Source organism: Pseudomonas sp. S3_G06 (genome assembly GCF_054667565.1).
Genome location: NZ_CP162738.1, coordinates 5,730,713 through 5,753,434, shown reverse-complemented (window position 1 = coordinate 5,753,434; position 22,722 = coordinate 5,730,713). Strand labels below are relative to the sequence as shown.

Genomic DNA, 22,722 nt, shown 5'->3' with positions numbered 1-22,722 from the left:
AAGCGCGTGAACCCGAAAACACGGGCATTCGCTTTTACTTGCAGCTTGCAGCTCAAAACTTGAAGCTCCCCGGAGGGGCCTTATGAGCTATGTGATCGACCGACGCCTCAATGGCAAGAACAAGAGCACGGTGAACCGCCAGCGTTTTCTGCGGCGCTACCGTGACCACATCAAGAAGGCTGTCGAAGAGGCAGTCAGTCGCCGCTCCATTACCGATATGGAGCACGGTGAACAGATCAGTATTCCCGGTCGCGACATCGACGAACCGGTGCTTCATCACGGACGCGGCGGCAAACAGACTGTGGTGCATCCCGGTAACAAAGAGTTCACGGCCGGTGAACATATCGCTCGTCCACCGGGAGGCGGCGGTGGACGCGGTCCGGGCAAGGCGGGTAATTCCGGCGAAGGCATGGACGAGTTCGTCTTCCAGATCACTCAGGAAGAGTTCCTCGAATTCATGTTCGAAGACCTGGAACTGCCGAACCTGGTCAAACGCAACCTGACCGGCACCGACACGTTCAAAACCGTACGCGCCGGGATCAGCAACGAAGGTAACCCTTCACGCATCAATATCATCCGTACCCTGCGCTCAGCACATGCACGTCGTATTGCCCTGTCCGGCAGCAGCCGGGCAAAGCTTCGTGAAGCCAAGGAAGAGCTGGCAAGGCTCAAGCGCGAAGAACCGGACAACTTCGGCGATATTCAGGAACTCGAAGCTGAAATCGAGAAACTCAGCGCGCGCATTCATCGCGTGCCGTTCCTCGATACCTTCGACTTGAAATACAACCTGTTGGTCAAGCAACCCAATCCTAGTTCCAAAGCAGTGATGTTTTGCCTGATGGACGTTTCCGGTTCGATGACGCAGGCGACCAAGGACATCGCCAAGCGCTTCTTCATCCTGCTGTACCTTTTCCTCAAGCGTAACTACGACAAGATCGACGTGGTGTTCATCCGTCACCACACCAGCGCCCGGGAAGTGGACGAAGAGGAGTTTTTCTATTCTCGTGAGACCGGCGGCACCATTGTTTCCAGCGCCCTGAAGCTGATGCAGGAAATCATGGCCGAGCGGTATCCGAGCAACGAGTGGAACATTTATGCCGCTCAAGCCTCCGACGGCGACAACTGGAACGACGATTCGCCGATCTGCCGTGACATCCTCATCAACCAGATCATGCCGTTTGTGCAGTACTACACTTACGTGGAGATCACCCCGCGCGAACATCAGGCCCTGTGGTACGAATACGAACGCATCGCCGAAGCCTTCTCTGACACGTTTGCCCAGCAGCAACTGGTCTCGGCCGGAGATATCTATCCGGTCTTCCGTGAACTCTTCCAGCGCAGGTTAGTGACATGACCGCCAAAGAGCAGAAACGCCAACCGATTTCCACCGGCTCCGAATGGACATTCGAGCTGATCCAGACCTACGACCGCGAAATCGCCCGGATCGCGGCCCGTTATGCACTGGACACCTATCCCAACCAGATCGAAGTGATCACCGCCGAGCAGATGATGGACGCCTATGCCTCGGTGGGCATGCCGCTGGGCTATCACCACTGGTCCTACGGCAAACACTTCCTCAGCACAGAGAAATCCTACAGTCGCGGGCAGATGGGCCTGGCCTACGAGATCGTAATCAACTCCGACCCGTGCATCGCCTATCTGATGGAAGAAAACACCATCTGCATGCAGGCGCTGGTGGTGGCCCATGCCTGCTATGGCCACAACAGCTTCTTCAAGGGCAACTACCTGTTCCGCACCTGGACCGATGCCAGTTCGATCATTGATTACCTGGTGTTCGCCAAGCAGTACATCATGCAGTGCGAGGAACGCCACGGCATCGACGCCGTGGAAGATCTGCTCGATTCCTGCCATGCCTTGATGAATTACGGCGTCGACCGCTACAAGCGTCCGTATCCGATCTCCGCCGAAGAAGAGCGCCGGCGGCAAAAGGACCGTGAAGAGCACATGCAGAAGCAGATCAATGATCTGTGGCGCACCATTCCCAAAGGCGCGGACAAATACAGCGACAAGGACAACGCCCGCTTCCCGGCCGAACCGCAGGAAAACATCCTCTATTTCATCGAGAAACACGCGCCACTGCTGGAACCCTGGCAACGCGAAATCGTGCGCATCGTGCGCAAGATCGCCCAGTATTTCTATCCACAGCGCCAGACTCAGGTCATGAACGAAGGCTGGGCGACGTTCTGGCATTACACGCTGATGAATGATTTGTACGACGAAGGCCTGGTCACCGACGGCTTCATGATGGAATTCCTCACCTCGCACACCAGCGTGGTATTCCAACCGGGTTTCGACAGTCCGTACTACAGCGGCATCAACCCGTATGCGTTGGGTTTCGCCATGTACCGCGACATTCGGCGCATGTGCGAAGAGCCTACCGAAGAGGATCGCCGCTGGTTCCCGGACATCGCCGGTTCCGACTGGCTGTCGACCATCAAGTTCGCCATGAGCAGTTTCAAGGATGAGAGCTTCATCCTGCAGTACCTGTCGCCGAAGGTGATCCGCGATCTGAAGCTGTTCAGCATTCTCGATGATGACCAGAAAGACGATCTGCTGGTGCCGGCCATCCATGACGAGGGCGGCTACCGCATCATCCGGGAAACCCTGGCAGCGCAGTACAACCTCGGCAATCGTGAGCCGAACGTGCAGATCTACAGCATCGACCGGCGCGGCGATCGCTCGCTGACCCTGCGTCATCAGCAACACGACCGCAAACCACTGGGCGACTCAACCGAAGAAGTGCTCAAGCACCTGCACCGGCTCTGGGGCTTCGACATTCATCTGGAAACCCTGCAAGGCGACCAGATCATGAAAACCCATCACGTGCCGCCACGCAGTGAACACAGCGAGGGCGATTACGGCCGGCTCGATCTGGCCGTGATTCATCTTTGATCCGGTTCTGGCCTCCGAAAGTCTGACGCAAGGGTTATCCTGTCGGACTGACGGAGGTTTTTTATGCAGGTTTACAAGGTTGGCGGCGCGGTACGTGATCGCCTGTTAGGGTTGCCGGTCACTGATGTCGACCGGGTCGTGGTCGGTGCAACCACTGAAGAAATGCTCGCTCAGGGATTCCGCCCGGTCGGCGCGGATTTCCCGGTGTTTCTGCACCCAAAAACCGGCGAGGAATACGCCCTCGCCCGCACCGAGCGCAAAAGCGGTCGCGGTTACGGAGGTTTCACCTTCTACGCAAGTCCCGAAGTCACGCTTGAAGAAGACCTTATTCGACGCGACCTGACGATCAATGCCATGGCCGAGGACGATCAGCTCAACTTGACCGATCCATATCATGGTCAACGCGACCTCGAAGCACGAATCCTTCGCCATGTTTCCCCGGCATTCGCCGAAGATCCGCTCCGTGTCCTGCGCGTTGCCCGCTTTGCTGCACGCTACGCAGGGTTGGGCTTTACGGTCGCCGCTGAAACCATGGACTTGATGCGCCAGCTCAGTGAGTCCGGCGAACTGCAGGCGCTGACTGCCGAACGCAGTTGGAAGGAGATTTCTCGAGCATTGATGGAAGACCACCCGCAGGTGTTCATCCAGGTCTTGCGCGACTGTGGCGCACTCAAGGAGCTAATGCCGGAAGTCGACGCCTTGTTCGGCGTACCGCAGCCGGAGACCCATCACCCGGAAATCGACACGGGCCTGCACACCTTGAGCGTGCTGGAGCAATCAGCGCTGCTCAAGCAACCACTGACGGTGCGCTGGGCCTGCCTGCTGCATGACTTGGGCAAAGGCCTGACGCCGGAAGAAGAATGGCCCAGGCATATCGCCCATGAGCACACCGGGCTGAAGCTGATCAAAGCGGTCAACGAGCGCTTCAAAGTCCCCAAAGACTGTCAGGAACTGGCGCTGCTGGTCGGCCAGTACCACACCCATGGGCACCGGGCGCTGGAGCTGAAAGCCTCGACGCTGCTGGAGTTGCTGCAGAGTTTCGATATCTATCGCCGGCCGCAGCGCTTCGAGGAGTTTATCGCCGCGTGCGAGATGGACGCTCGGGGCCGCAAAGGCCTGGAGCAGCGCAGTTATCCACAGGCGGATTACTTGCGCGGAGCGGCGAAAGCCGCGCGGGAAGTGGCGGTGCAGCCGTTGCTGGAGCAGGGATTCAAGGGGCCTGAACTGGGCGAAGCGCTGAAGCGGGAACGACTGAAGGCGTTGAAAACCTACAAAGAGGCGGCGACAGCCTGATAAAAATTTCGCGAGCAGGCTCGCTCCCACAGGACACCGCGATCCAATGTGGGAGCGAGCCTGCTCGCGAAAGCGAATTTGATATCACCGCAAATCCGAAGGCGTGAGCTGCTCCCCCCGCCATTCGAACGCAACCGGCGCCAACACCTGATCAATTTGCGCCTCAGCCCACAACGTCGCAAAGCTTTGGCCCACCCCCGGATGCACTCGCTCCGGCGCAATCAACGACAACGGCCACAGCACAAATGCGTTTTTCAGGATTTCCGCACGCGGCAGTACCAATCCGTCGAAATTACCCACCAGATCGCCATACAGCAGCACGTCGATATCCAGCGGCAAGCCCTTGCGATCCGGGGCATAGCGACCGTTATCCGCCTCAATGAATTTCAAGCGGCGATCAAGCTCCATCAACGGCAGTTCGGTGTAGGCCGAGACCACGAAATTGAAGAACGGTCCGCTCTTGATGCCAACCGGCTGGCTCTCGAACACCGCCGAACATCGGATATCCACCAGGAACGTGGCCAGCGCATCGAGACCGGCGCGCAAATGGGTTTCGCGCTCGATATTGCTACCGAGCCCGAGGTAGACCTGAGTCAGCGACATCCGCGCTCGATCTCCACACCCACACCACCCTTGGCGGCCGGAACGGCGCCCGGCTTGGTCAGTTTCAGTCGCACCCAGGTGATGTTGAATTCGGTCATGAGCACTTCAACCAGACGCTCGGCAAAGGTTTCGACCAACTGGAAATGCGCCTGCTCGGCGAAGGTCTGAATGCGCGTGGAAACACTGGCGTAATCGAGCGCCAGGGTCAGGTCGTCACCGGCGGCGGCCGGGCGATTGTCCCAAGCGAAGCTCAGATCAAGCCGCAGACACTGACGGATGCCGCGCTCCCAGTCGTAGGCACCGATCACGGTGTCGACTTCCAGGCCCTCGATAAACACTCTGTCCAAGCACTTCTCTCCGCTGCACGACAAGGGCGCGATGCGCCGTTAGAATCAGGGCGTCCTCGCCCGGAATAGTTAGCATGTTTTGGTTACTGGCGATTCTCGCCTACCTGCTCGGCTCGCTGTCCTTCGCCATTTTGCTCAGCCGCCTGACCGGAAATCCGGATCCGCGAATGAGTGGCTCGGGTAATGCCGGCGCCACCAACATGCTGCGCCTGGCCGGTCGCAAACTGGCGATCCTGACCCTGCTCGGTGATCTGTGCAAAGGCCTGCTGCCGGTGCTGATCGCCTCGGGCGCGGGCCTCTCACTGCAGGATCAGGCCTGGATTGGCGTGTGCGCCGTGATCGGTCACCTGTTCCCTTTGTACTTTCGCTTTCGCGGCGGCAAAGGCGTTGCCACTGCCGCCGGCATGCTGCTCGGCCTGTATCCACCCGCCGCACTGCTGGCCGTATGTGCCTGGCTACTGACGTTCTACCTGACCCGCACCAGCTCGCTGGCGGCGCTGATTGCCACGCCACTGACCCTACCGTTGCTGGCCTGGCAAGAGCCGGAAGCCTTGCTGCCAATGAGCGCGCTGACCTTGCTGATTGTCTGGCGCCATCGCGGCAATCTACGCGACCTGTTTGCCGGGCGCGAACGGCATTTCTGACTGCCGTTCATGAGCGTCGCTCATTACAGCGCCGACAACTGTTCCATTGGCCAGCGGGCCTGCACGGTGATTGCCAGACTTTCCTGCTGACCGGCCTTCAGGCGCTGGCAACCGGCAAACGCGATCATCGCGCCATTGTCGGTGCAGAACTCCGGGCGCGCATAGAACACATCGCCCTTCATATCGCCGAGCATCTTTTCCAGCGAAACCCGCAACGCCTTGTTGGCGCTGACGCCACCGGCAATCACCAACCGCTGCATGCCTGCCTGTTTCAGGGCGCGCTTGCACTTGATGGTCAAAGTCTCCACCACGGCCTGCTGGAACGCCAGCGCGATGTCGCAACGGGCTTGCTCGCCGTCGTCCCCGGCGCTGACGCATTGCTGCCAGGTGTTGAGGGCGAAGGTTTTCAGGCCGCTGAAGCTGAAGTCCAGACCCGGGCGATCACACATCGGACGCGGAAAGGTGAAACGTCCTGCGACGCCCTTCTCGGCCAGCTTGGCGATTTCCGGCCCGCCGGGGTAATTGAGGCCCATCATCTTTGCGGTTTTGTCGAAGGCTTCACCGGCTGCATCGTCGAGCGTCTCGCCGAGCAGGCTGTATTGGCCAATGCCGTCGACCTGAACCAACTGCGTATGGCCACCGGAAACCAACAAAGCGACGAACGGGAATTGCGGCGGTTTCGGCTCCAGCATCGGTGCCAGCAAGTGGCCTTCCATGTGGTGCACGCCAAGCGCCGGAATGCCCCAGGCAAACGCCAGCGCCTGCGCGCAGGATGCACCCACCAGCAGCGCGCCGACCAGGCCAGGACCTGCGGTGTAGGCGATTGCGTCGATCTCGGTCGGCACACAGTCGGCCTCGGCCAACACCTGCCGGATCAAGGGCAGCATGCGTTTGACGTGGTCACGCGAGGCCAGCTCCGGCACCACACCGCCATAGACGCGGTGCAGGTCGATCTGACTGAACAGCGCGTCGGCCAGCAGACCGCGCTCACTGTCATATAATGCGACGCCGGTTTCGTCGCAGGAGGTTTCTAATCCCAGTACTAGCATGGGTTTGCGCCTTGTTTAGGCTGAATTCGAAGGCGCGCATAATAGTCGCCACGTGATGCCCCGACCAGCGGTTTTCGATCAGAGGCTTTGCATTCCGAGCGATGAGGGGTTAACATCCGCAACCCTTAAAAACCGACGTCTTCAAGTGCTCTTTTGCCGCGAGGATGTTGACCCCGGTAATGAATGAAGGTAGCTCTGGATGCCAGCCGTCAAAGTAAAAGAGAACGAACCCTTCGACGTAGCTCTGCGTCGTTTCAAGCGCTCCTGCGAAAAAGCCGGTGTACTGGCTGAAGTTCGTAGCCGCGAATTTTACGAGAAGCCAACTTCTGAGCGTAAGCGCAAAGCAGCAGCCGCTGTTAAGCGTCACGCCAAGAAAGTTCAGCGCGAACAGCGCCGCGCCGTTCGTCTGTACTAATCCACAGACGTTCGTAGCAAGCTTCTTGCCTAAGCCCGGCCCTCAGCCGGGCTAATGGCATTTGCGTAAAACGCTTGATGCTTCACCGTCGACGCCGCCGATGCGACCGAGACAAATCTGCTTCACCGCGTCAGGCCTGGCTCTTTTGCCAGCGGTGCACGTCTTTTCTGACGAGCCTTTCAAGGCTACTGACGAGCACACCCACTGATTCCTCTTACGACGATCAGCCCAAGGCACCTGCATGCGTGCCCGCTTTATTGAGCTATCCGAGGCCGACAACCGGCCGTCAGCGGATTCAGCGCAACACTTTCAAATAGTCGAAGACTGATAGGTACTAACGTCAGTGGATTTTCGGCAGATACACTTCCCGACAGCGATCACGCAGACGACACCGGTCGAGCCGCACTTTTTGTGCGTTTCCAGCAATGGCCCGCATCCGACAGCCTGTCGCAACGGATTTATTGCAGCGCAGACGACGAGAACGCCATGGCCGGGCTGATTCCCCAGAGCTTCATTGACGACCTGCTGAACCGCACCGACATCGTCGACGTGGTCAGCTCGCGCGTGCAATTGAAGAAGGCCGGCAAGAACTACACCGCCTGCTGCCCGTTCCATAAAGAGAAAACCCCTTCGTTCAGTGTCAGCCCCGACAAGCAGTTCTATTACTGTTTCGGCTGCGGCGCTGGCGGCAACGCCCTCGGCTTTCTCATGGATCACGACAACCTGGACTTCCCCCAGGCCGTCGAAGATCTGGCCAAAGCCGCCGGCATGGACATCCCCCGCGAAGAAAGCGGCCGCGAGCGCAAGCCGCGTCAGCCGACCGATTCGCCGCTGTATCCACTGCTCACCGCCGCCGCTGATTTTTACCGGCAGGCACTCAAGAGTCATCCGTCGCGCAAGGCTGCGGTGGATTACCTGAAGGGTCGCGGCCTGACTGGCGAGATCGCTCGGGATTTCGGCCTCGGTTTTGCACCGCCGGGCTGGGACAACCTGCTCAAGCATCTGAGCAGCGACACGCTGCAACAGAAGGCCATGATCGAAGCCGGCCTGCTGATCGAGAACGCCGAAACCGGCAAGCGCTATGATCGTTTCCGCGATCGCGTGATGTTCCCGATCCGCGACACCCGTGGACGGATCATCGCCTTCGGCGGTCGCGTACTGGGCGACGACAAGCCCAAGTACCTGAACTCACCGGAAACCCCGGTATTTCATAAAGGCCAGGAACTCTACGGCCTCTATGAAGCGCGCAAGAACAATCGCAACCTCGATGAAATCATCGTTGTCGAGGGTTATATGGACGTCATCGCCCTCGCCCAGCAAGGCTTGCGCAATGCCGTCGCCACGCTGGGTACCGCGACCAGCGAAGAACATTTGAAACGCCTGTTCCGCGTCGTGCCGAACGTATTGTTCTGCTTCGACGGCGACCAGGCGGGCCGCAACGCCGCGTGGCGCGCACTGGAAGCGACCCTGCCGTGCCTGCAAGACGGTCGTCGCGCGCGGTTCCTGTTTTTGCCCGAAGGCGAAGATCCGGACACCCTGGTTCGCGCCGAAGGCACCGACGCTTTCAAAGCGCGCATCAATCAGCACGCGCAGCCGCTGGCCGATTATTTTTTCCAGCAACTGACCGAAGAAGCCGACCCGCGCTCACTTGAGGGCAAGGCGCACATGGCCACCCTCGCCGCGCCATTGATCGATAAGGTTCCAGGCGCGAACCTGCGCATCCTCATGCGTCAGCGCCTGACCGAGATTACCGGCCTGAGCAGCGAGACCGTCAGCCAATTGGTTCAGAGTGCGCCGCAGGAAGCACCGCCCGCCTACGATCCGGGCTTCGATTACGACGCCATGCCGGACTACAGCGACTACCATCAGCCGCAGGCACAGGACATGTACGCGCCGCAGCAGGAATGGACGCCGAAGAAACCCGGCGCCGGCGGCAAGAAGTGGGACAAGAAACCATGGGACAAGAACGGCAAGCGTGGTGGCGATCGCGAACAGCAGCGCCCGCGCACGCCGATTGGCGTTGAATCGCCGACCCTGACGGCATTGAGAACATTGCTCCATCATCCGCAACTGGCCAAGCGCGTCGAGGACGCCGGGCATATTGCCGATGAAAATCAGACCAACGCCCAGTTGCTTGTGGCGCTGCTCGAAGCCGTACAGAAGAATCCCAAGCTAAACTCATTTCAGTTGATCGCGCGATGGCACGGCACTGAACAGGGTCGCTTGCTCAAGGCACTGGCAGAAAAGGAATGGCTGATTGACGGAGATAACCTTGAACAACAGTTTTTCGACACCATTACTAGCTTGTCCGCCCGCCAACGCGAGCGAAATCTCGAACAGTTACTCAGGAAAGCGCGGCAAAGCGAACTGAGCGTCGAAGAGAAAAATCAACTGCGCGACCTTTTAAGTCGCAATGTTTCCGCATCAAACCCGACCTCAACTGGCGCGTGAGGTCATAGCTCAGGTATAATCCTCGGCTTGTTTTTTGCCCGCCAAGACCTTCAGTGGATAGGGTGTTATGTCCGGAAAAGCGCAACAGCAGTCTCGTATTATTGAGTTGATCAAACTGGGTCGTGAGCAGAAGTATCTGACTTACGCCGAGGTCAACGACCACCTGCCCGAGGATATTTCAGATCCGGAGCAGGTGGAAGACATCATCCGCATGATTAACGACATGGGGATCCCCGTACACGAGAGTGCTCCGGATGCGGACGCCCTTATGTTGGCCGACGCCGATACCGACGAGGCCGCTGCGGAAGAAGCAGCCGCTGCGTTGGCGGCGGTGGAGACCGATATCGGTCGCACCACTGACCCGGTGCGCATGTACATGCGTGAAATGGGTACGGTCGAGCTTCTGACCCGTGAAGGCGAAATCGAAATCGCCAAGCGGATCGAAGAAGGCATTCGTGAAGTGATGAGCGCAATTGCGCACTTCCCTGGCACGGTTGACCACATTCTCTCCGAGTACACCCGCGTCACCACCGAAGGTGGTCGCCTGTCCGACGTCCTGAGCGGTTATATCGACCCGGACGACGGCATTGCGCCGCCTGCGGCAGAAGTGCCGCCGCCGGTTGACCCGAAAGCCGTCAAGGCCGACGACGATACCGATGACGATGATGCCGAATCTTCCGATGACGAAGAGGAAGCCGAAAGCGGTCCGGACCCGGTCATCGCTGCACAGCGCTTCGGCGCCGTGGCGGACCAGATGGAGATCACCCGCAAGGCCCTGAAAAAGCACGGTCGTCACAACAAGGCAGCGGTTGCCGAGTTGCTGGCCTTGGCCGAGCTGTTCATGCCGATCAAACTGGTGCCGAAGCAATTCGAAGCCCTGGTCGAGCGTGTACGCAGTGCTTTGGATCGTCTGCGTCAGCAAGAGCGCGCGATCATGCAGCTGTGCGTACGTGATGCACGTATGCCGCGCGCCGATTTCCTGCGTCAGTTCCCGGGCAACGAAGTCGACGAAAGCTGGTCCGACGCGCTGGCCAAAGGCAAGAGCAAGTACGCCGAAGTCATCGGTCGCGTGCAGCCGGACATCATCCGTTGCCAGCAGAAGCTGATTGCGCTGGAAACCGAGACCGGCCTGACTATCGCAGAAATCAAGGACATCAACCGTCGCATGTCGATCGGTGAGGCCAAGGCCCGCCGCGCGAAGAAAGAGATGGTTGAAGCCAACCTGCGTCTGGTGATCTCGATCGCCAAGAAGTACACCAACCGCGGCCTGCAATTCCTCGATCTGATCCAGGAAGGCAACATCGGTCTGATGAAGGCGGTGGACAAGTTCGAATACCGTCGTGGTTACAAGTTCTCGACTTATGCCACCTGGTGGATCCGTCAGGCGATCACTCGCTCGATCGCCGACCAGGCCCGCACCATCCGTATTCCGGTGCACATGATCGAGACGATCAACAAGCTCAACCGTATTTCCCGACAGATGCTGCAGGAAATGGGTCGTGAACCGACCCCGGAAGAGCTGGGCGAACGCATGGAAATGCCTGAGGACAAGATCCGCAAGGTACTGAAGATCGCCAAAGAGCCGATCTCCATGGAAACCCCGATCGGTGATGACGAAGACTCCCATCTGGGCGACTTCATCGAAGACTCGACCATGCAGTCGCCAATCGATGTCGCCACGGTGGAAAGTCTGAAGGAAGCGACTCGCGAAGTGCTGTCCGGCCTCACTGCCCGTGAAGCCAAGGTACTGCGCATGCGTTTCGGTATCGACATGAACACCGACCATACGCTCGAAGAAGTTGGCAAACAGTTTGACGTAACGCGTGAGCGGATCCGTCAGATCGAAGCCAAGGCGCTGCGCAAGCTGCGCCACCCGACGCGAAGCGAGCATCTGCGCTCCTTCCTCGACGAGTGATACCAGAACCCCCGGCCCAGGCCGGGGGTTTTGTTTTATGGCAGATTAAATTCCCCGCTCCGCCCTCCCCGCCGCGTACCCCGTCTACACTCGAAACAATCATCCCCAAGCCGCGACGAGAGCGTTATGCCTAGACTGGCGCCCGTGCTTTTTCTGCTGTCATTGATGATCTGCACCGCCACGGCTGACGCGCTGACTCTCACCGATGAAGAACGCAGCTGGCTGGCGGCTCACCCTGACTTGCGCCTGGGTGTCGACGCGTCGTGGCCGCCTTTCGAATTTCGTGACGATCAGAACCGCTATCAGGGTCTGGCCGCTGACTATATCGACGTGATTCGCCAACGCCTGGCGATCAAGCTGACGCCGATCGAACCGGCAAGCTGGACGGTGGTGCTGGAGCAGGTCAAAAAAGGCAAGATCGATTTGCTGCCGGGAATCATGTCCACGCCGGAGCGCCAGAATTATCTGTCATTCACCCGGCCGTACCTCGACTTCCCGATCGTCATCCTCGCCCATGTCGGCGGCGCCCAGCCGCGCAAACTCGACGACCTGTACGGGCTGAAAATCGCTGTGGTGGAAAACTATGCCCCCCACGAACTGCTGCGCACTCACCACCCTGATCTGAATCTGGTAGCCATGCCCAACGTCAGTTCAGCGCTGCAAGCCCTAGCGACTGACGAAGTGGACGCGGTGGTCGGCGATCTGGCTTCCAGCGTCTGGAGCCTGCGCCAGCTCAAGCTTGACGGCCTCTATGTCAGCGGCGAAACGCCGTATCGCTATCAACTGGCGATGGCCGTGCCCCGGGACAACAAGGTACTGGTGGGCATTCTCGACAAAGTCCTCGCCGACATGACCCCGGCGGAAATCAGTAGCATCCAGGAACATTGGGTCGGCAATGTGCTCGACCACCGCACGTTCTGGTCGGACCTGCTGATGTACGGTCTGCCCGGCCTGTTGTTGCTGATGACGATCCTAGCCGTGGTGATTCGCATCAACCGCCGCCTGAGCTCGGAAATCAGCCGGCGCATCGACCTCGAACAAGAGCTGCGCAGCAGCGAATATCACTACCGCGGCCTGGTGGAGAGCTTGTCAGCCATCGCCTGGGAAGCGCGGATGAGCGACTTCACCTACAGCTATGTTTCGCCCCATGCTGAAGACTTGCTCGGGTATCCACAGTCTCACTGGCTGATTCCGGGTTTCTGGCACAACATCATTCATCCCGCCGACCTGACCCGCACGCAGAACTATTGCAGGGAAGCGCTGCGCCAGGGCCGCGATCACATCGTCGACTATCGCGTGATCACCGCCGACGGCCGCTGCCTGTGGGTGCGCGACATTGTCAGCCTGATCGAGCATGGCCACGAACCGGTGATGCGCGGGTTGATGATCGATATCAGCGAAATCAAACGCACCGAAGAAGCGCTGCGGCTGTCCGAGCAGAAGTTCGCGTCAGTGTTCGAGCAATGCCCGGACATTCTGGTGATTGCACGCCTGTCCGACGGCTGCCTGCTGGAGGTCAACGAGGCCTTCGAGGAGCAGATCGGCCTCAGGGCCGAGGACGTGATCGGCCAGACCGCCACCAACCTCAATATCTGGGGCATCCCCGGCGTCGGGCCGGGCCTCTTGCAGCGTTTGCAGGCCGGCAGTATCCGTAATCTGGAAATGCCCTTTCGCCGCAACAACGGCCAGGTGTTCACCGGGCTGATTTCCGCCGAGCCTTTCGACCTCGACACCACGCCGGCGCTGGTGGTCGTGGTGCGCGACATCAGCCAGCTCAAGGAAACCCAACAGCAACTGCAAACTTCTGAAGAAAAATTCGCCAAGGCTTTCCATGCGTCGCCCGACGGTCTGTTGCTGTCGCGTCAGAGCGACGGCCTGCTGTTGGAGGTCAACGAAGGCTTCAGCCGCATCACCGGTTTCAACAGCGCCATGTCGGTGGATCGTTCGACGCTGGATCTGGGTATATGGGTCAACCTCAACGAACGCAAACAGATGCTCGACCTGCTGCAACGCGACGGTTTCGTCCGCGACTTCACATGCCACATCCGTCGCAGCGACGGGCAGATTCGCCTGTGCGAAGTGTCCAGTCGCCCGCTGCCGATCGGCGACGAGGATTGCATGCTGACCATCGCCCGCGACATCACCGAACGCCATCTCATGCAGGAAAAACTGCAGCAGGCCGCGACCGTTTTCGAGAGCACCGCCGAGGGCGTGTTGATCACCGATACTCAACAACACATCAGCGCCGTCAATCGCGCTTTCACCGAAATCACCGGTTACAGCGAAAGTGAAGCGCTGGGCCACACGCCACGCTTGCTGGCGTCAGGGCTGCATGACAGCGCTTTCTACGCGGCGATGTGGCACCAATTGACCGACGAAGGCCACTGGCAAGGCGAGATTTCCAACCGGCGCAAGAACGGCGAGCTGTACCCAAGCTGGCTGACCATCAGCGCCGTGCGCAATCGCGACAAGTTCATCACCCACTTCGTCGCGGTGTTCGCCGATATTTCCAGCCTCAAGCATGCCCAGGCCAAGCTCGATTACCAGGCTCACCACGACCCCCTCACCGGTTTGCCCAACCGCACCTTGTTCGAGAGTCGCCTGCAAACGGCCCTGACCAGCCAGCAGGAAAATGGCGGCCAGGGCGCGGTGCTGTTTCTCGATCTCGACCGCTTCAAACACATCAACGACAGCCTCGGTCACCCGGTCGGCGACCTGTTGCTCAAGGGCATCGCCGTGCGCTTGAAAGAACAACTGCGCGATATCGACACGGTCGCGCGATTGGGCGGTGACGAATTCATCATCCTGTTGCCAGGCTTGCAGCAAGCCAGCGACGCCGACAACATCGCGACGAAACTGCTCAACTGCTTCGGCGCGCCGTTCCAGGCCGGCGAACACGAGTTCTTTATCAGCGCCAGCATCGGCACCAGCCTCTATCCCCGCGACGGTTGCGACGTGGCCTCGCTGGTGAAAAACGCCGACGCGGCGATGTACCGCTCCAAAGCCAAAGGACGCAACCGCGTCGAAAGCTACACCCGCGACCTCACTGCCCAAGCCAGCGAGCGCATAGCGCTGGAACACGAACTGCGCCGCGCCATCGAGCGCGATGAGCTGTTTCTCTATTACCAACCGAAAATCAGCCTGGTCGATCACAGTCTGGTCGGTGCAGAGGCGCTGATTCGCTGGCGCCACCCAACCTTCGGCGACGTGCCGCCCGAGCATTTCATTCCGTTGGCGGAAGAGAACGGCATGATCCTGCAGATCGGCGATTGGGTGCTGGAAACCGCTTGCAGGCAAATGTTCGAGTGGAACGAGATCTACCAACCGCTGGGGCCGCTGTCGGTGAACCTCGCCGGCGCGCAACTGCGTCAACCGAACCTCTTGGTGCGCATCGAGCAACTGCTCAAGGACAACCGCCTCAGGCCGGATTTACTGCAACTGGAAATTACCGAGAATTTCATCATGAGTCAGGCCGAAGAGGCGCTGGCAGTGTTGCACCAGCTCAAGCACCTCGGCGTGCAGCTGGCGATCGATGACTTCGGCACCGGCTATTCCTCGCTCAGCTACCTCAAACGCCTGCCACTGGACATCCTCAAGATCGACCAGTCCTTCGTCCGCGGACTGCCTGACGACCCCCACGACGCGGCGATTGTGCGCGCCATCATCGCGCTCGGTCGCAGCATGCAATTCACCGTGATTGCCGAAGGCGTGGAAACCCAGGCGCAACAACAATTCCTCGCTGCTGAAGGGTGCGAACAGATACAGGGCTACATCGTCAGCCTGCCGCTGCCACCGGAGGAATTCGCCGCGACGTTTCTGCATATAACCGTATCGGATTTTTCGGATAGCACAGCCGCGAAACCGTCGCTATAATCCGCGGCCTACTGAGGGCCTATAGCTCAGTTGGTTAGAGCAGAGGACTCATAATCCTTTGGTCCACGGTTCGAGTCCGTGTGGGCCCACCAAATTGAAAAGCCGCGCTGAATGCGCGGCTTTTTTGTGGGCGAGTGGTTGGGTTTCGTCTTGGCGGGCGCAACGTTCTGGAACTGCGCAAGAAAATCCGTTTGAGAGAACGCTGAGAGCCCCAACGCGATTGTCCCTGTAACATCCTTAACCTGATTGTCCCATGCCTCCGGAGTCCCCCTTGCCAGACACCCGCCAACCCATCCTCGACGAAATCGACCGCCAGCTGATCGCCGCGCTGCAGATCAACGCCCGTGAAAGCGTGGCCATGCTCGCCCGTCAGCTAGGCATTGCTCGCACGACGGTGACGTCGCGTCTGGCCCGCCTGGAAAAGGCCAAAGTGATCACCGGTTATGGCGTGCGCTTGGGTCAGCGTGTGGTCGATGGCGGCTTGCAGGCGTACGTCGGAATCAAGGTGCAGCCGCGTTCCGGCAAGGACGTGCTGCGGCGCTTGAGTGCAATGGCGCAGGTGCAGCAGCTGTGTGCGGTGAGTGGCGAGTTTGATTATGTGGCGTGGTTGCGCACCGATTCGCCGGAGCAGTTGGATCAGTTGCTGGATCAGATTGGCAGCGTCGATGGGGTGGAGAAAACCACGACTTCGATCATTCTGAGCAGCAAGATTGATCGCGGGCAGCCGGTCTGAGCATTGGCCGGGCATTCTGGCTGAGCCGCTTCGCAAGCAGGCTCGCTCCCACGTTTTTGGTCGGTATGCAGCCCGCAATCGTCAGTCTGCACAACAATCAGGCAAAACGACGACACATTGCGTCTTATTAACGCGCTCCACGCTCCCTAGAATGGCTGGCATCTTTTCCTATACTCAGACGCGAGTCCTGCGTCGGGTCGCCAATAAGGTCAGCCATGAACAAGAACAATCGCCATCCTGCAGACGGAAAAAAACCAGTCACCATTTTCGGTCCGGACTTTCCGTTCGCGTTTGACGACTGGATCGAGCATCCCGCCGGGCTGGGGAGCATTCCCGAGCAGCACCATGGCGCTGAGGTGGCGATTGTCGGCGCGGGTATTGCCGGTCTGGTGGCTGCGTATGAACTGATGAAACTCGGTTTGAAGCCGGTGGTGTACGAGGCGTCGAAACTCGGTGGTCGTCTGCGCTCGCAGGCCTTCAACGGCACCGATGCCATCGTCGCCGAGCTCGGTGGCATGCGCTTTCCGGTGTCCTCCACAGCGTTCTACCACTACGTCGACAAGCTCGGCCTCGAAACCAAGCCTTTTCCCAACCCGTTGACCGGCGCTTCTGGCAGCACCGTGATCGATCTGGAAGGCGAAACCTATTACGCCGAAAGCCTGAAGGATCTTCCTGCATTGTTTCAGGAAGTGGCTGACGCCTGGGCGGATGCGCTGGAAGCCGGTTCGCAGTTCTCCGATATTCAGCAAGCCATCCGTGATCGCGATGTGCCGCGCCTGAAAGAGTTGTGGAACAAATTGGTGCCGCTGTGGGACGACCGGACCTTTTACGACTTCGTCGCCACCTCGAAGGCCTTCGCCAAATTGTCGTTCCAGCACCGCGAAGTGTTCGGCCAGGTCGGTTTCGGCACCGGCGGCTGGGATTCAGACTTTCCCAATTCGATGCTGGAAATCTTCCGCGTGGTAATGACCAATTGCGACGATCACCAGCACCTGGTGGTCGGTGGCGTCGAGCAGGTGCCACAGGGCATTTGGCGCCATGTGCCGGAGCGCTGCGTGCACTGGCCGGCCGGCACTAGCCTGAAATCCCTGCACCGTGGCGCACCGCGTTCCGGTGTGAAGAAGATTGCCCACGCACCGCAAGGCCGTTTCGCCGTAACCGACAACAACGGTGACACCCGCGAATACGCCGCCGTCCTGACAACCTGCCAGAGCTGGCTGCTGACCACTCAGATCGAATGCGACGAGACTCTGTTCTCGCAGAAAATGTGGATGGCCCTCGACCGCACGCGCTACATGCAGTCGTCGAAAACCTTCGTGATGGTCGACCGGCCATTCTGGAAGGACAAGGATCCGGAGACTGGCCGCGACGTGATGAGCATGACCCTCACCGATCGCCTGACCCGTGGCACCTATCTGTTCGACAACGGCGACGACAAGCCGGGAGTGATCTGCCTGTCTTACTCGTGGATGAGCGACGCGCTGAAAATGCTCCCGCATCCGGTAGAAAAACGCGTTGAACTGGCATTGAACGCGCTGAAAAAGATCTACCCGAAAGTCGACATCGCCGCACGGATCATCGGCGATCCGATCACCGTGTCGTGGGAAGCCGATCCGTACTTCCTCGGTGCCTTCAAGGGCGCCCTGCCCGGCCATTACCGCTACAACCAGCGCATGTATGCGCACTTCATGCAGGACGACATGCCGGCCGAGCAGCGCGGGATTTTCATCGCTGGCGATGACGTGTCGTGGACCCCGGCGTGGGTCGAAGGCGCGGTGCAGACTTCGCTCAACGCGGTGTGGGGCATCATGAAGCATTTCGGCGGTTCGACACATAAAGAGAACCCGGGCCCGGGTGATGTGTTCAAAGACATCGGCCCTATCGCCCTGCCCGAGTAAGAGGATTCCCCGATGCGCGTAGCCGTTTACCAATGTCCACCGCTGCCACTGGACCCCGCCGCCAACCTGCAGCGCCTGCATCAGGTAGCGATGGAGGCCAAGGGCGCCGACCTGCTGGTGCTGCCGGAGATGTTCATGACCGGCTACAACATCGGCGCCGAAGCGGTGAGCACGCTGGCCGAGGTCTACAACGGTGAATGGGCGCAGCAGATCGCCCGGATTGCCAAGGCTGCGGGTCTGGCGATCGTTTACGGTTATCCGGAGCGCACCGCCGACGGGCAGATCTACAACGCCGTGCAACTGATCGACGCCCACGGCGAGCGCCTGTGCAACTATCGAAAGTCGCATCTGTTTGGCGATCTCGACCGGTCGATGTTCAGCCCCGGTGACTCCGACTTGCCGGTGGTTGAATTGAACGGCTGGAAGCTCGGCTTCCTGATCTGCTACGACCTGGAGTTTCCGGAAAACGCGCGGCGCCTGGCCTTGGCCGGCGCCGAGCTGATTGTGGTGCCGACGGCGAACATGATTTCGTTCGACTTCGTCGCCGATGTCACCGTGCGTGCCCGCGCCTTCGAAAACCAGTGCTACGTGGCTTACGCCAATTACTGCGGACATGAAGGCGATATCCAGTATTGCGGGCAAAGCAGCATTGCCGCACCGGACGGTAGCCGTATCGCCCTGGCAGGCCTGGACGAAGCGTTGATCGTCGGTGAACTGGATCGACAACTGATGACCGATTCACGGCAGGCCAACCGCTACCTCAGCGATCGCAGGCCAGAGCTTTACGGCGCGCTCAACCGCCGCTAATCCGCTAGCATGGGCACTTCACTGTTCTGGAAGTGCCCATGCCCGCGCCGACTCATCCCCGCCCCCACACTGAAACCCTGGCCAACGGCCTGCGCGTGACCCTGCGCCACGTGCCCGGTCTCAAGCGCAGCGCTGCCGCGTTGCGCGTGGCGGCCGGCAGCCATGACGTGCCGTTGGCATGGCCGGGGCTGGCGCATTTTCTCGAGCACTTGCTGTTTCTCGGCACCGAGCGTTTTCCCACAGACGAAGGGCTGATGGCCTACGTGCAACGTCACGGCGGGCAGGTGAATGCCAGCACCCGCGAGCGCACCACGGACTTTTTCTTCGAGTTGCCTGTGTCGTCCTTCAGCGCGGGGCTCGAGCGTCTGTCAGACATGCTCGCCCGGCCACGGATGAATCGGGACGATCAACTGCGCGAACGGGAAGTGCTGCAGGCAGAATTTGTCGCTTGGTCGCAGGATCCGACAGCGCAACAGCAGTTTGCCTTGTATGAAGGTTTACCAGCGGAGCATCCATTGCGCGGTTTTCATGCGGGCAATCGGGACAGCTTGCAGGTCGAATCGCCAGGGTTTCAGTCGGCGCTGAAAGATTTCCATCAGCGCTTTTATCGAACCGGGCAAATGACCCTCAGTCTGGTCGGGCCGCAAAGTATCGATGAGCTTCGGGAGCTGGCGCAGCAATTCGCAGCGGTGTTGCCGGTTGGGGATAAAGTTGCCCAGGCCGCACCGCCACCGTTGGCAGAGAAAAGTTATCAACAGGTCGGCGCTCACACGAACCTGTTATTTGCTTTCGACGCCTTGCCCGAGCCATCCGCCGAGGCGATGGCTTTTCTCTGTCATTGGTTGAATAGCGCAAAACCTGGGGGATTGCTCGCATACCTGCATCAACAGAATCTGGCTGACAGCCTGAAAGCCACGCCGCTTTACCAGTTCGCCGGCCAAGCGCTGCTGCATCTTCAATTCCATGCCGACGGCGAGCAGTTGAACGCCATTCACGAACGCCTGCTGGATTGGCTGAGCTTCTTCGCCCGTCAGGACTGGAAGCCGTTGCGCGAGGAATACGCCGCCCTGCTTCAGCGCCAGCAGCAAGTCAGCGGCGCGTTGCAAGTGGCACGGCTCGATCTCGAGCAGCAGGCATTCGGCCTGTCCGAATCCGGCGCTGCCGCACTTGAGCACATCCTTCGCGAAATCGGCGTTGTGGATAACTTCGGCGATCATTGGCATCTGCCCGCCGCCAATCCTTTTTTGCGCGTCAGTGAACCGCTGGCCAACGCCGGGCTGATTCGCGGCCAGACCAGCGCCCACCGTGGCCTGCGCACCTTCGCCCAGGATCGCTCGCGCAGCCGTCGCGAACGGTCGCCGATGCAATTCAGCCAGGCGCTGCCAGACAACAGCGATGAAGGCGCGATTTACCTGCGCTGGCAGGTCGAGGCGGCGGCCAGCGCAGATCTGCTCTCCAGATTGCAGCGCAGTCTGCGCCAGACCCGACAGGATGCGTCCGAAGCCGGAGTGGACTTGTCTTTCAGCGCCGCAGGTAACCAATGCCTGCTGAAAATGACCGGATTACAGGAACCGATGCCCAGTGTCCTCGAGCATGCGCTGAAATGTCTGACGATGATCGACGCCGATTCGCCGCGCGACGCGATGCAGATACCTTCGATGCCGATCCGCCAACTACTCGAAGCGTTGCCGGAAAAATGCCTGCCCACGATTGAAACCAGCGATGAAGCCAATCAGCTGTGGACAACCTCGCGCTGGGACGGCCTCGCTCTAGGCCTCAACCAACAAACCCAATCAGCCTTGGGCCTGGCGCTGAGCCGCATTCCCGGCACACCGGACAATCAGCTGCCGGTCATGCCGACCAGCGCCGGCCAGTTCCGCTGGAGCCGGATTGACACCGCTTCCGATGAACATGCCTTGCTGCTCATCTGCCCGACCGCCAGCCATGACATCGCGGATGAAGCCGCTTGGCGCCTGCTTGCGCAACTGTGCCAGACGCCTTTCTACCAGCGCCTGCGCGTCGAACTGCAACTGGGTTATGCCGTGTTCAGCGCGTTGCGTCAGTTGCACGGAACGACTGCAATGGTCTTCGGGGTGCAGTCACCCGCAACCTCGGTGACCACCTTGCTTGTACACATCCAGGATTTCCTCAAGGGCATGCCAGCGCTGATCGAAACGCTCGACGACGGCAGTTTCAAGCAGCAGCGCGAAACCCTCGCAGATCAATTCAACGACGCGGCACTGTCCACCAAGGATGCCGCCGAGCTGCTGTGGCAGGGCAAACTCGCTGGCCATTCGTCGGATTACCGTGAGCAGTTGGTCGCGGCGATCCAGCAGCTGAATCGCCAGGCTTTACTCGATGCTGCGCAGCGTCTGATCAATGCCGAGGGCGGCTGGCATTGCCTGGCCAATGAACCGATGCCGGACGCGCCGTGGCCAGCGACAAACTGATCATTACCGAGGCTGCAAGGAGCTTTCTCAAAGATTCACGGGTCACGCCGTTGAAATTTTGAGTAACATAGCCGCCTAACTAATTGGAACATCACCGCGCTGCCGTGGACTATAACTATGGATAGCGCTATCCCAACCCTCAGAAGGAGACATCTCATGGCCTGGACCAAACCTGCTTACACCGACCTGCGTATCGGCTTCGAAGTCACCATGTACTTCGCCAGCCGCTGAGTTCTGCTTACGCAGAATCGCAGTGCAACGCCTCGGCTCGCCGAGGCGTTTTATTTTCCGCGTTGAAATGATGGAGCGTTCATGTTCGTCCAGATTCTGGGTTCGGCCGCCGGTGGCGGTTTTCCGCAGTGGAACTGCAACTGCGTCAACTGCGCAGGCTTTCGCGACGGCAGCCTGAACGCCAAGGCCCGCACCCAATCGTCCATCGCCATTTCCGATGACGGCGTGAACTGGGTGTTGTGCAATGCCTCGCCGGACATCCGCGCGCAACTGCAAAGCTTCGCCCCGATGCAACCGGGCCGCGCCCTGCGCGACACCGGCATCAGTGCGATCATCCTGATGGACAGCCAGATCGACCACACCACCGGCCTGCTCAGCCTGCGCGAAGGCTGCCCGCATCCGGTCTGGTGCACGGACATGGTTCACGAAGACCTGAGCACCGGTTTTCCCTTGTTCAAGATGCTCACCCACTGGAACGGCGGACTGGACTGGAACCGTATCGAGCTCGACCAGAGCTTCACCGTAGCGGCCTGCCCGAACCTGCGTTTCACCCCGCTGCCATTGCGCAGCGCCGCGCCGCCGTATTCGCCGCACCGTTTCGATCCGCATCCGGGCGACAACATCGGTTTGATCGTTGAAGACCTCAACACCGGCAGCAAGCTGTTCTACGCGCCAGGGCTGGGCAAGGTCGATGCGCCGCTGCTGGAAATCATGGCGGGCAGCGATTGCCTGCTGGTCGACGGCACGCTGTGGGATGACGATGAAATGCAGCGCCGTGGCGTCGGCACCCGCACCGGTCGCGAGATGGGCCATCTGGCACAGAACGGCGCCGGCGGCATGCTCGAGGTGCTGGAACAATTGCCCGAGCAGCGCAAGGTACTTATCCACATCAACAACACCAACCCGATCCTCGACGAGGATTCGCCGGAGCGTGCAGAGCTGGCGCGGCGTAATGTTGAAGTGGCGTTTGATGGCATGAGTATTGTGTTGTAGCGACCGGCCTCTTCGCGAGCAAGCTCGCTCCCACATTGGATCTGTGCCGTACACAAAACCTGTGGGAGCGAGCTTGCTCGCGAAGGCGTCCGAATAGACACCCAGGA

General features: G+C 59.8%; 17 protein-coding genes and 1 tRNA gene. 15 read left to right on the top strand and 3 right to left on the bottom strand.

Translation table 11 applies throughout. The features are described 5' to 3' along the window. Nucleotides 1–82 precede the first annotated feature (82 nt). The 3 genes from AB4N47_RS25665 to AB4N47_RS25655 all read left to right on the top strand — a co-directional run bounded on the left by AB4N47_RS25665 (nt 83) and on the right by AB4N47_RS25655 (nt 4,206). Nucleotides 83–1,354: a YeaH/YhbH family protein gene (locus tag AB4N47_RS25665; RefSeq protein ID WP_039757709.1), complete on the top strand. Its 1,272-nt coding sequence runs from the start codon at nt 83–85 to the stop codon at nt 1,352–1,354. Continuing rightward, nucleotides 1,351–2,913, top strand: coding sequence for a SpoVR family protein (locus tag AB4N47_RS25660; protein WP_024014545.1), 1,563 nt, complete (start codon nt 1,351–1,353; stop codon nt 2,911–2,913). Before AB4N47_RS25665 ends, AB4N47_RS25660 begins: the two co-directional genes overlap by 4 nt. Nucleotides 2,914–2,976: 63 nt before the next feature. Next, nucleotides 2,977–4,206 (top strand): multifunctional CCA addition/repair protein, encoded by a 1,230-nt coding sequence (locus AB4N47_RS25655; RefSeq protein ID WP_341638041.1) that lies wholly within the window; start codon nt 2,977–2,979, stop codon nt 4,204–4,206. 84 nt (nt 4,207–4,290) lie between these two features. On the opposite strand, the gene folK is transcribed toward AB4N47_RS25655, so the two are convergent. Together folK and folB are read right to left on the bottom strand one after the other, a co-directional pair. Beyond that, the gene (gene folK / locus AB4N47_RS25650) at nt 4,291–4,809 is read right to left on the bottom strand and encodes a 2-amino-4-hydroxy-6-hydroxymethyldihydropteridine diphosphokinase (RefSeq protein WP_341638042.1); all 519 of its coding nucleotides are present in this window, start codon (nt 4,807–4,809) and stop codon (nt 4,291–4,293) included. After that, nucleotides 4,800–5,156, bottom strand: a complete 357-nt coding sequence (gene folB, locus AB4N47_RS25645; protein WP_341638043.1) for a dihydroneopterin aldolase — start codon at nt 5,154–5,156, stop codon at nt 4,800–4,802. Before folB ends, folK begins: the two co-directional genes overlap by 10 nt. 74 nt (nt 5,157–5,230) lie before the next feature. Between folB and plsY the strand changes: the two genes are divergently transcribed. Continuing rightward, complete coding sequence (gene plsY / locus AB4N47_RS25640) at nt 5,231–5,800, top strand: glycerol-3-phosphate 1-O-acyltransferase PlsY (RefSeq protein WP_186568892.1); 570 nt, start codon at nt 5,231–5,233, stop codon at nt 5,798–5,800. A 23-nt stretch (nt 5,801–5,823) separates the two neighbouring features. Here the strand turns inward: plsY and tsaD are convergent, their stop codons facing one another. Then, nucleotides 5,824–6,849 carry a tRNA (adenosine(37)-N6)-threonylcarbamoyltransferase complex transferase subunit TsaD gene (gene tsaD / locus AB4N47_RS25635; RefSeq protein WP_341638044.1) on the bottom strand — a complete coding sequence of 342 codons (1,026 nt, stop codon included), beginning with the start codon at nt 6,847–6,849 and terminating at the stop codon, nt 5,824–5,826. A 199-nt stretch (nt 6,850–7,048) separates the two neighbouring features. On the opposite strand from tsaD, the gene rpsU reads away from it, so the two are divergent. The 11 genes from rpsU (at nt 7,049) to pqqB (ending at nt 22,615) form a co-directional block, all read left to right on the top strand. Beyond that, nucleotides 7,049–7,264, top strand: coding sequence for a 30S ribosomal protein S21 (rpsU, locus tag AB4N47_RS25630; RefSeq protein WP_002551877.1), 216 nt, complete (start codon nt 7,049–7,051; stop codon nt 7,262–7,264). 486 nt (nt 7,265–7,750) lie between these two features. Continuing rightward, on the top strand, nt 7,751–9,715 hold the full coding sequence (gene dnaG, locus AB4N47_RS25625; RefSeq protein ID WP_341638292.1) for a DNA primase: 1,965 nt from the start codon (nt 7,751–7,753) through the stop codon (nt 9,713–9,715). 67 nt (nt 9,716–9,782) lie between these two features. Next, entirely contained in the window at nt 9,783–11,630 is a 1,848-nt protein-coding gene (gene rpoD, locus AB4N47_RS25620; protein WP_460154378.1) for an RNA polymerase sigma factor RpoD, read from the top strand. Between the two features lie 126 nt (nt 11,631–11,756). Next, nucleotides 11,757–15,503 carry a bifunctional diguanylate cyclase/phosphodiesterase gene (locus tag AB4N47_RS25615; RefSeq protein WP_460154377.1) on the top strand — a complete coding sequence of 1,249 codons (3,747 nt, stop codon included), beginning with the start codon at nt 11,757–11,759 and terminating at the stop codon, nt 15,501–15,503. Between the two features lie 15 nt (nt 15,504–15,518). Further along, nucleotides 15,519–15,595, top strand: a tRNA-Ile gene (locus AB4N47_RS25610). Nucleotides 15,596–15,774: 179 nt separating this feature from the next. Beyond that, the gene (locus AB4N47_RS25605; RefSeq protein ID WP_016772879.1) at nt 15,775–16,236 is read left to right on the top strand and encodes an Lrp/AsnC family transcriptional regulator; all 462 of its coding nucleotides are present in this window, start codon (nt 15,775–15,777) and stop codon (nt 16,234–16,236) included. A 215-nt stretch (nt 16,237–16,451) separates the two neighbouring features. Next, nucleotides 16,452–18,134 carry a flavin monoamine oxidase family protein gene (locus AB4N47_RS25600; protein ID WP_016772878.1) on the top strand — a complete coding sequence of 561 codons (1,683 nt, stop codon included), beginning with the start codon at nt 16,452–16,454 and terminating at the stop codon, nt 18,132–18,134. Nucleotides 18,135–18,146: 12 nt separating this feature from the next. Then, nucleotides 18,147–18,941 carry a carbon-nitrogen hydrolase family protein gene (locus AB4N47_RS25595; RefSeq protein WP_460154376.1) on the top strand — a complete coding sequence of 265 codons (795 nt, stop codon included), beginning with the start codon at nt 18,147–18,149 and terminating at the stop codon, nt 18,939–18,941. Nucleotides 18,942–18,979: 38 nt separating this feature from the next. Further along, nucleotides 18,980–21,391, top strand: a complete 2,412-nt coding sequence (gene pqqF, locus AB4N47_RS25590) for a pyrroloquinoline quinone biosynthesis protein PqqF (protein ID WP_341638047.1) — start codon at nt 18,980–18,982, stop codon at nt 21,389–21,391. A gap of 156 nt (nt 21,392–21,547) precedes the next feature. Then, nucleotides 21,548–21,622: a pyrroloquinoline quinone precursor peptide PqqA gene (gene pqqA, locus AB4N47_RS25585; protein ID WP_003444522.1), complete on the top strand. Its 75-nt coding sequence runs from the start codon at nt 21,548–21,550 to the stop codon at nt 21,620–21,622. A gap of 81 nt (nt 21,623–21,703) precedes the next feature. Then, nucleotides 21,704–22,615: a pyrroloquinoline quinone biosynthesis protein PqqB gene (pqqB, locus tag AB4N47_RS25580; protein ID WP_341638048.1), complete on the top strand. Its 912-nt coding sequence runs from the start codon at nt 21,704–21,706 to the stop codon at nt 22,613–22,615. Nucleotides 22,616–22,722: the final 107 nt, after the last annotated feature.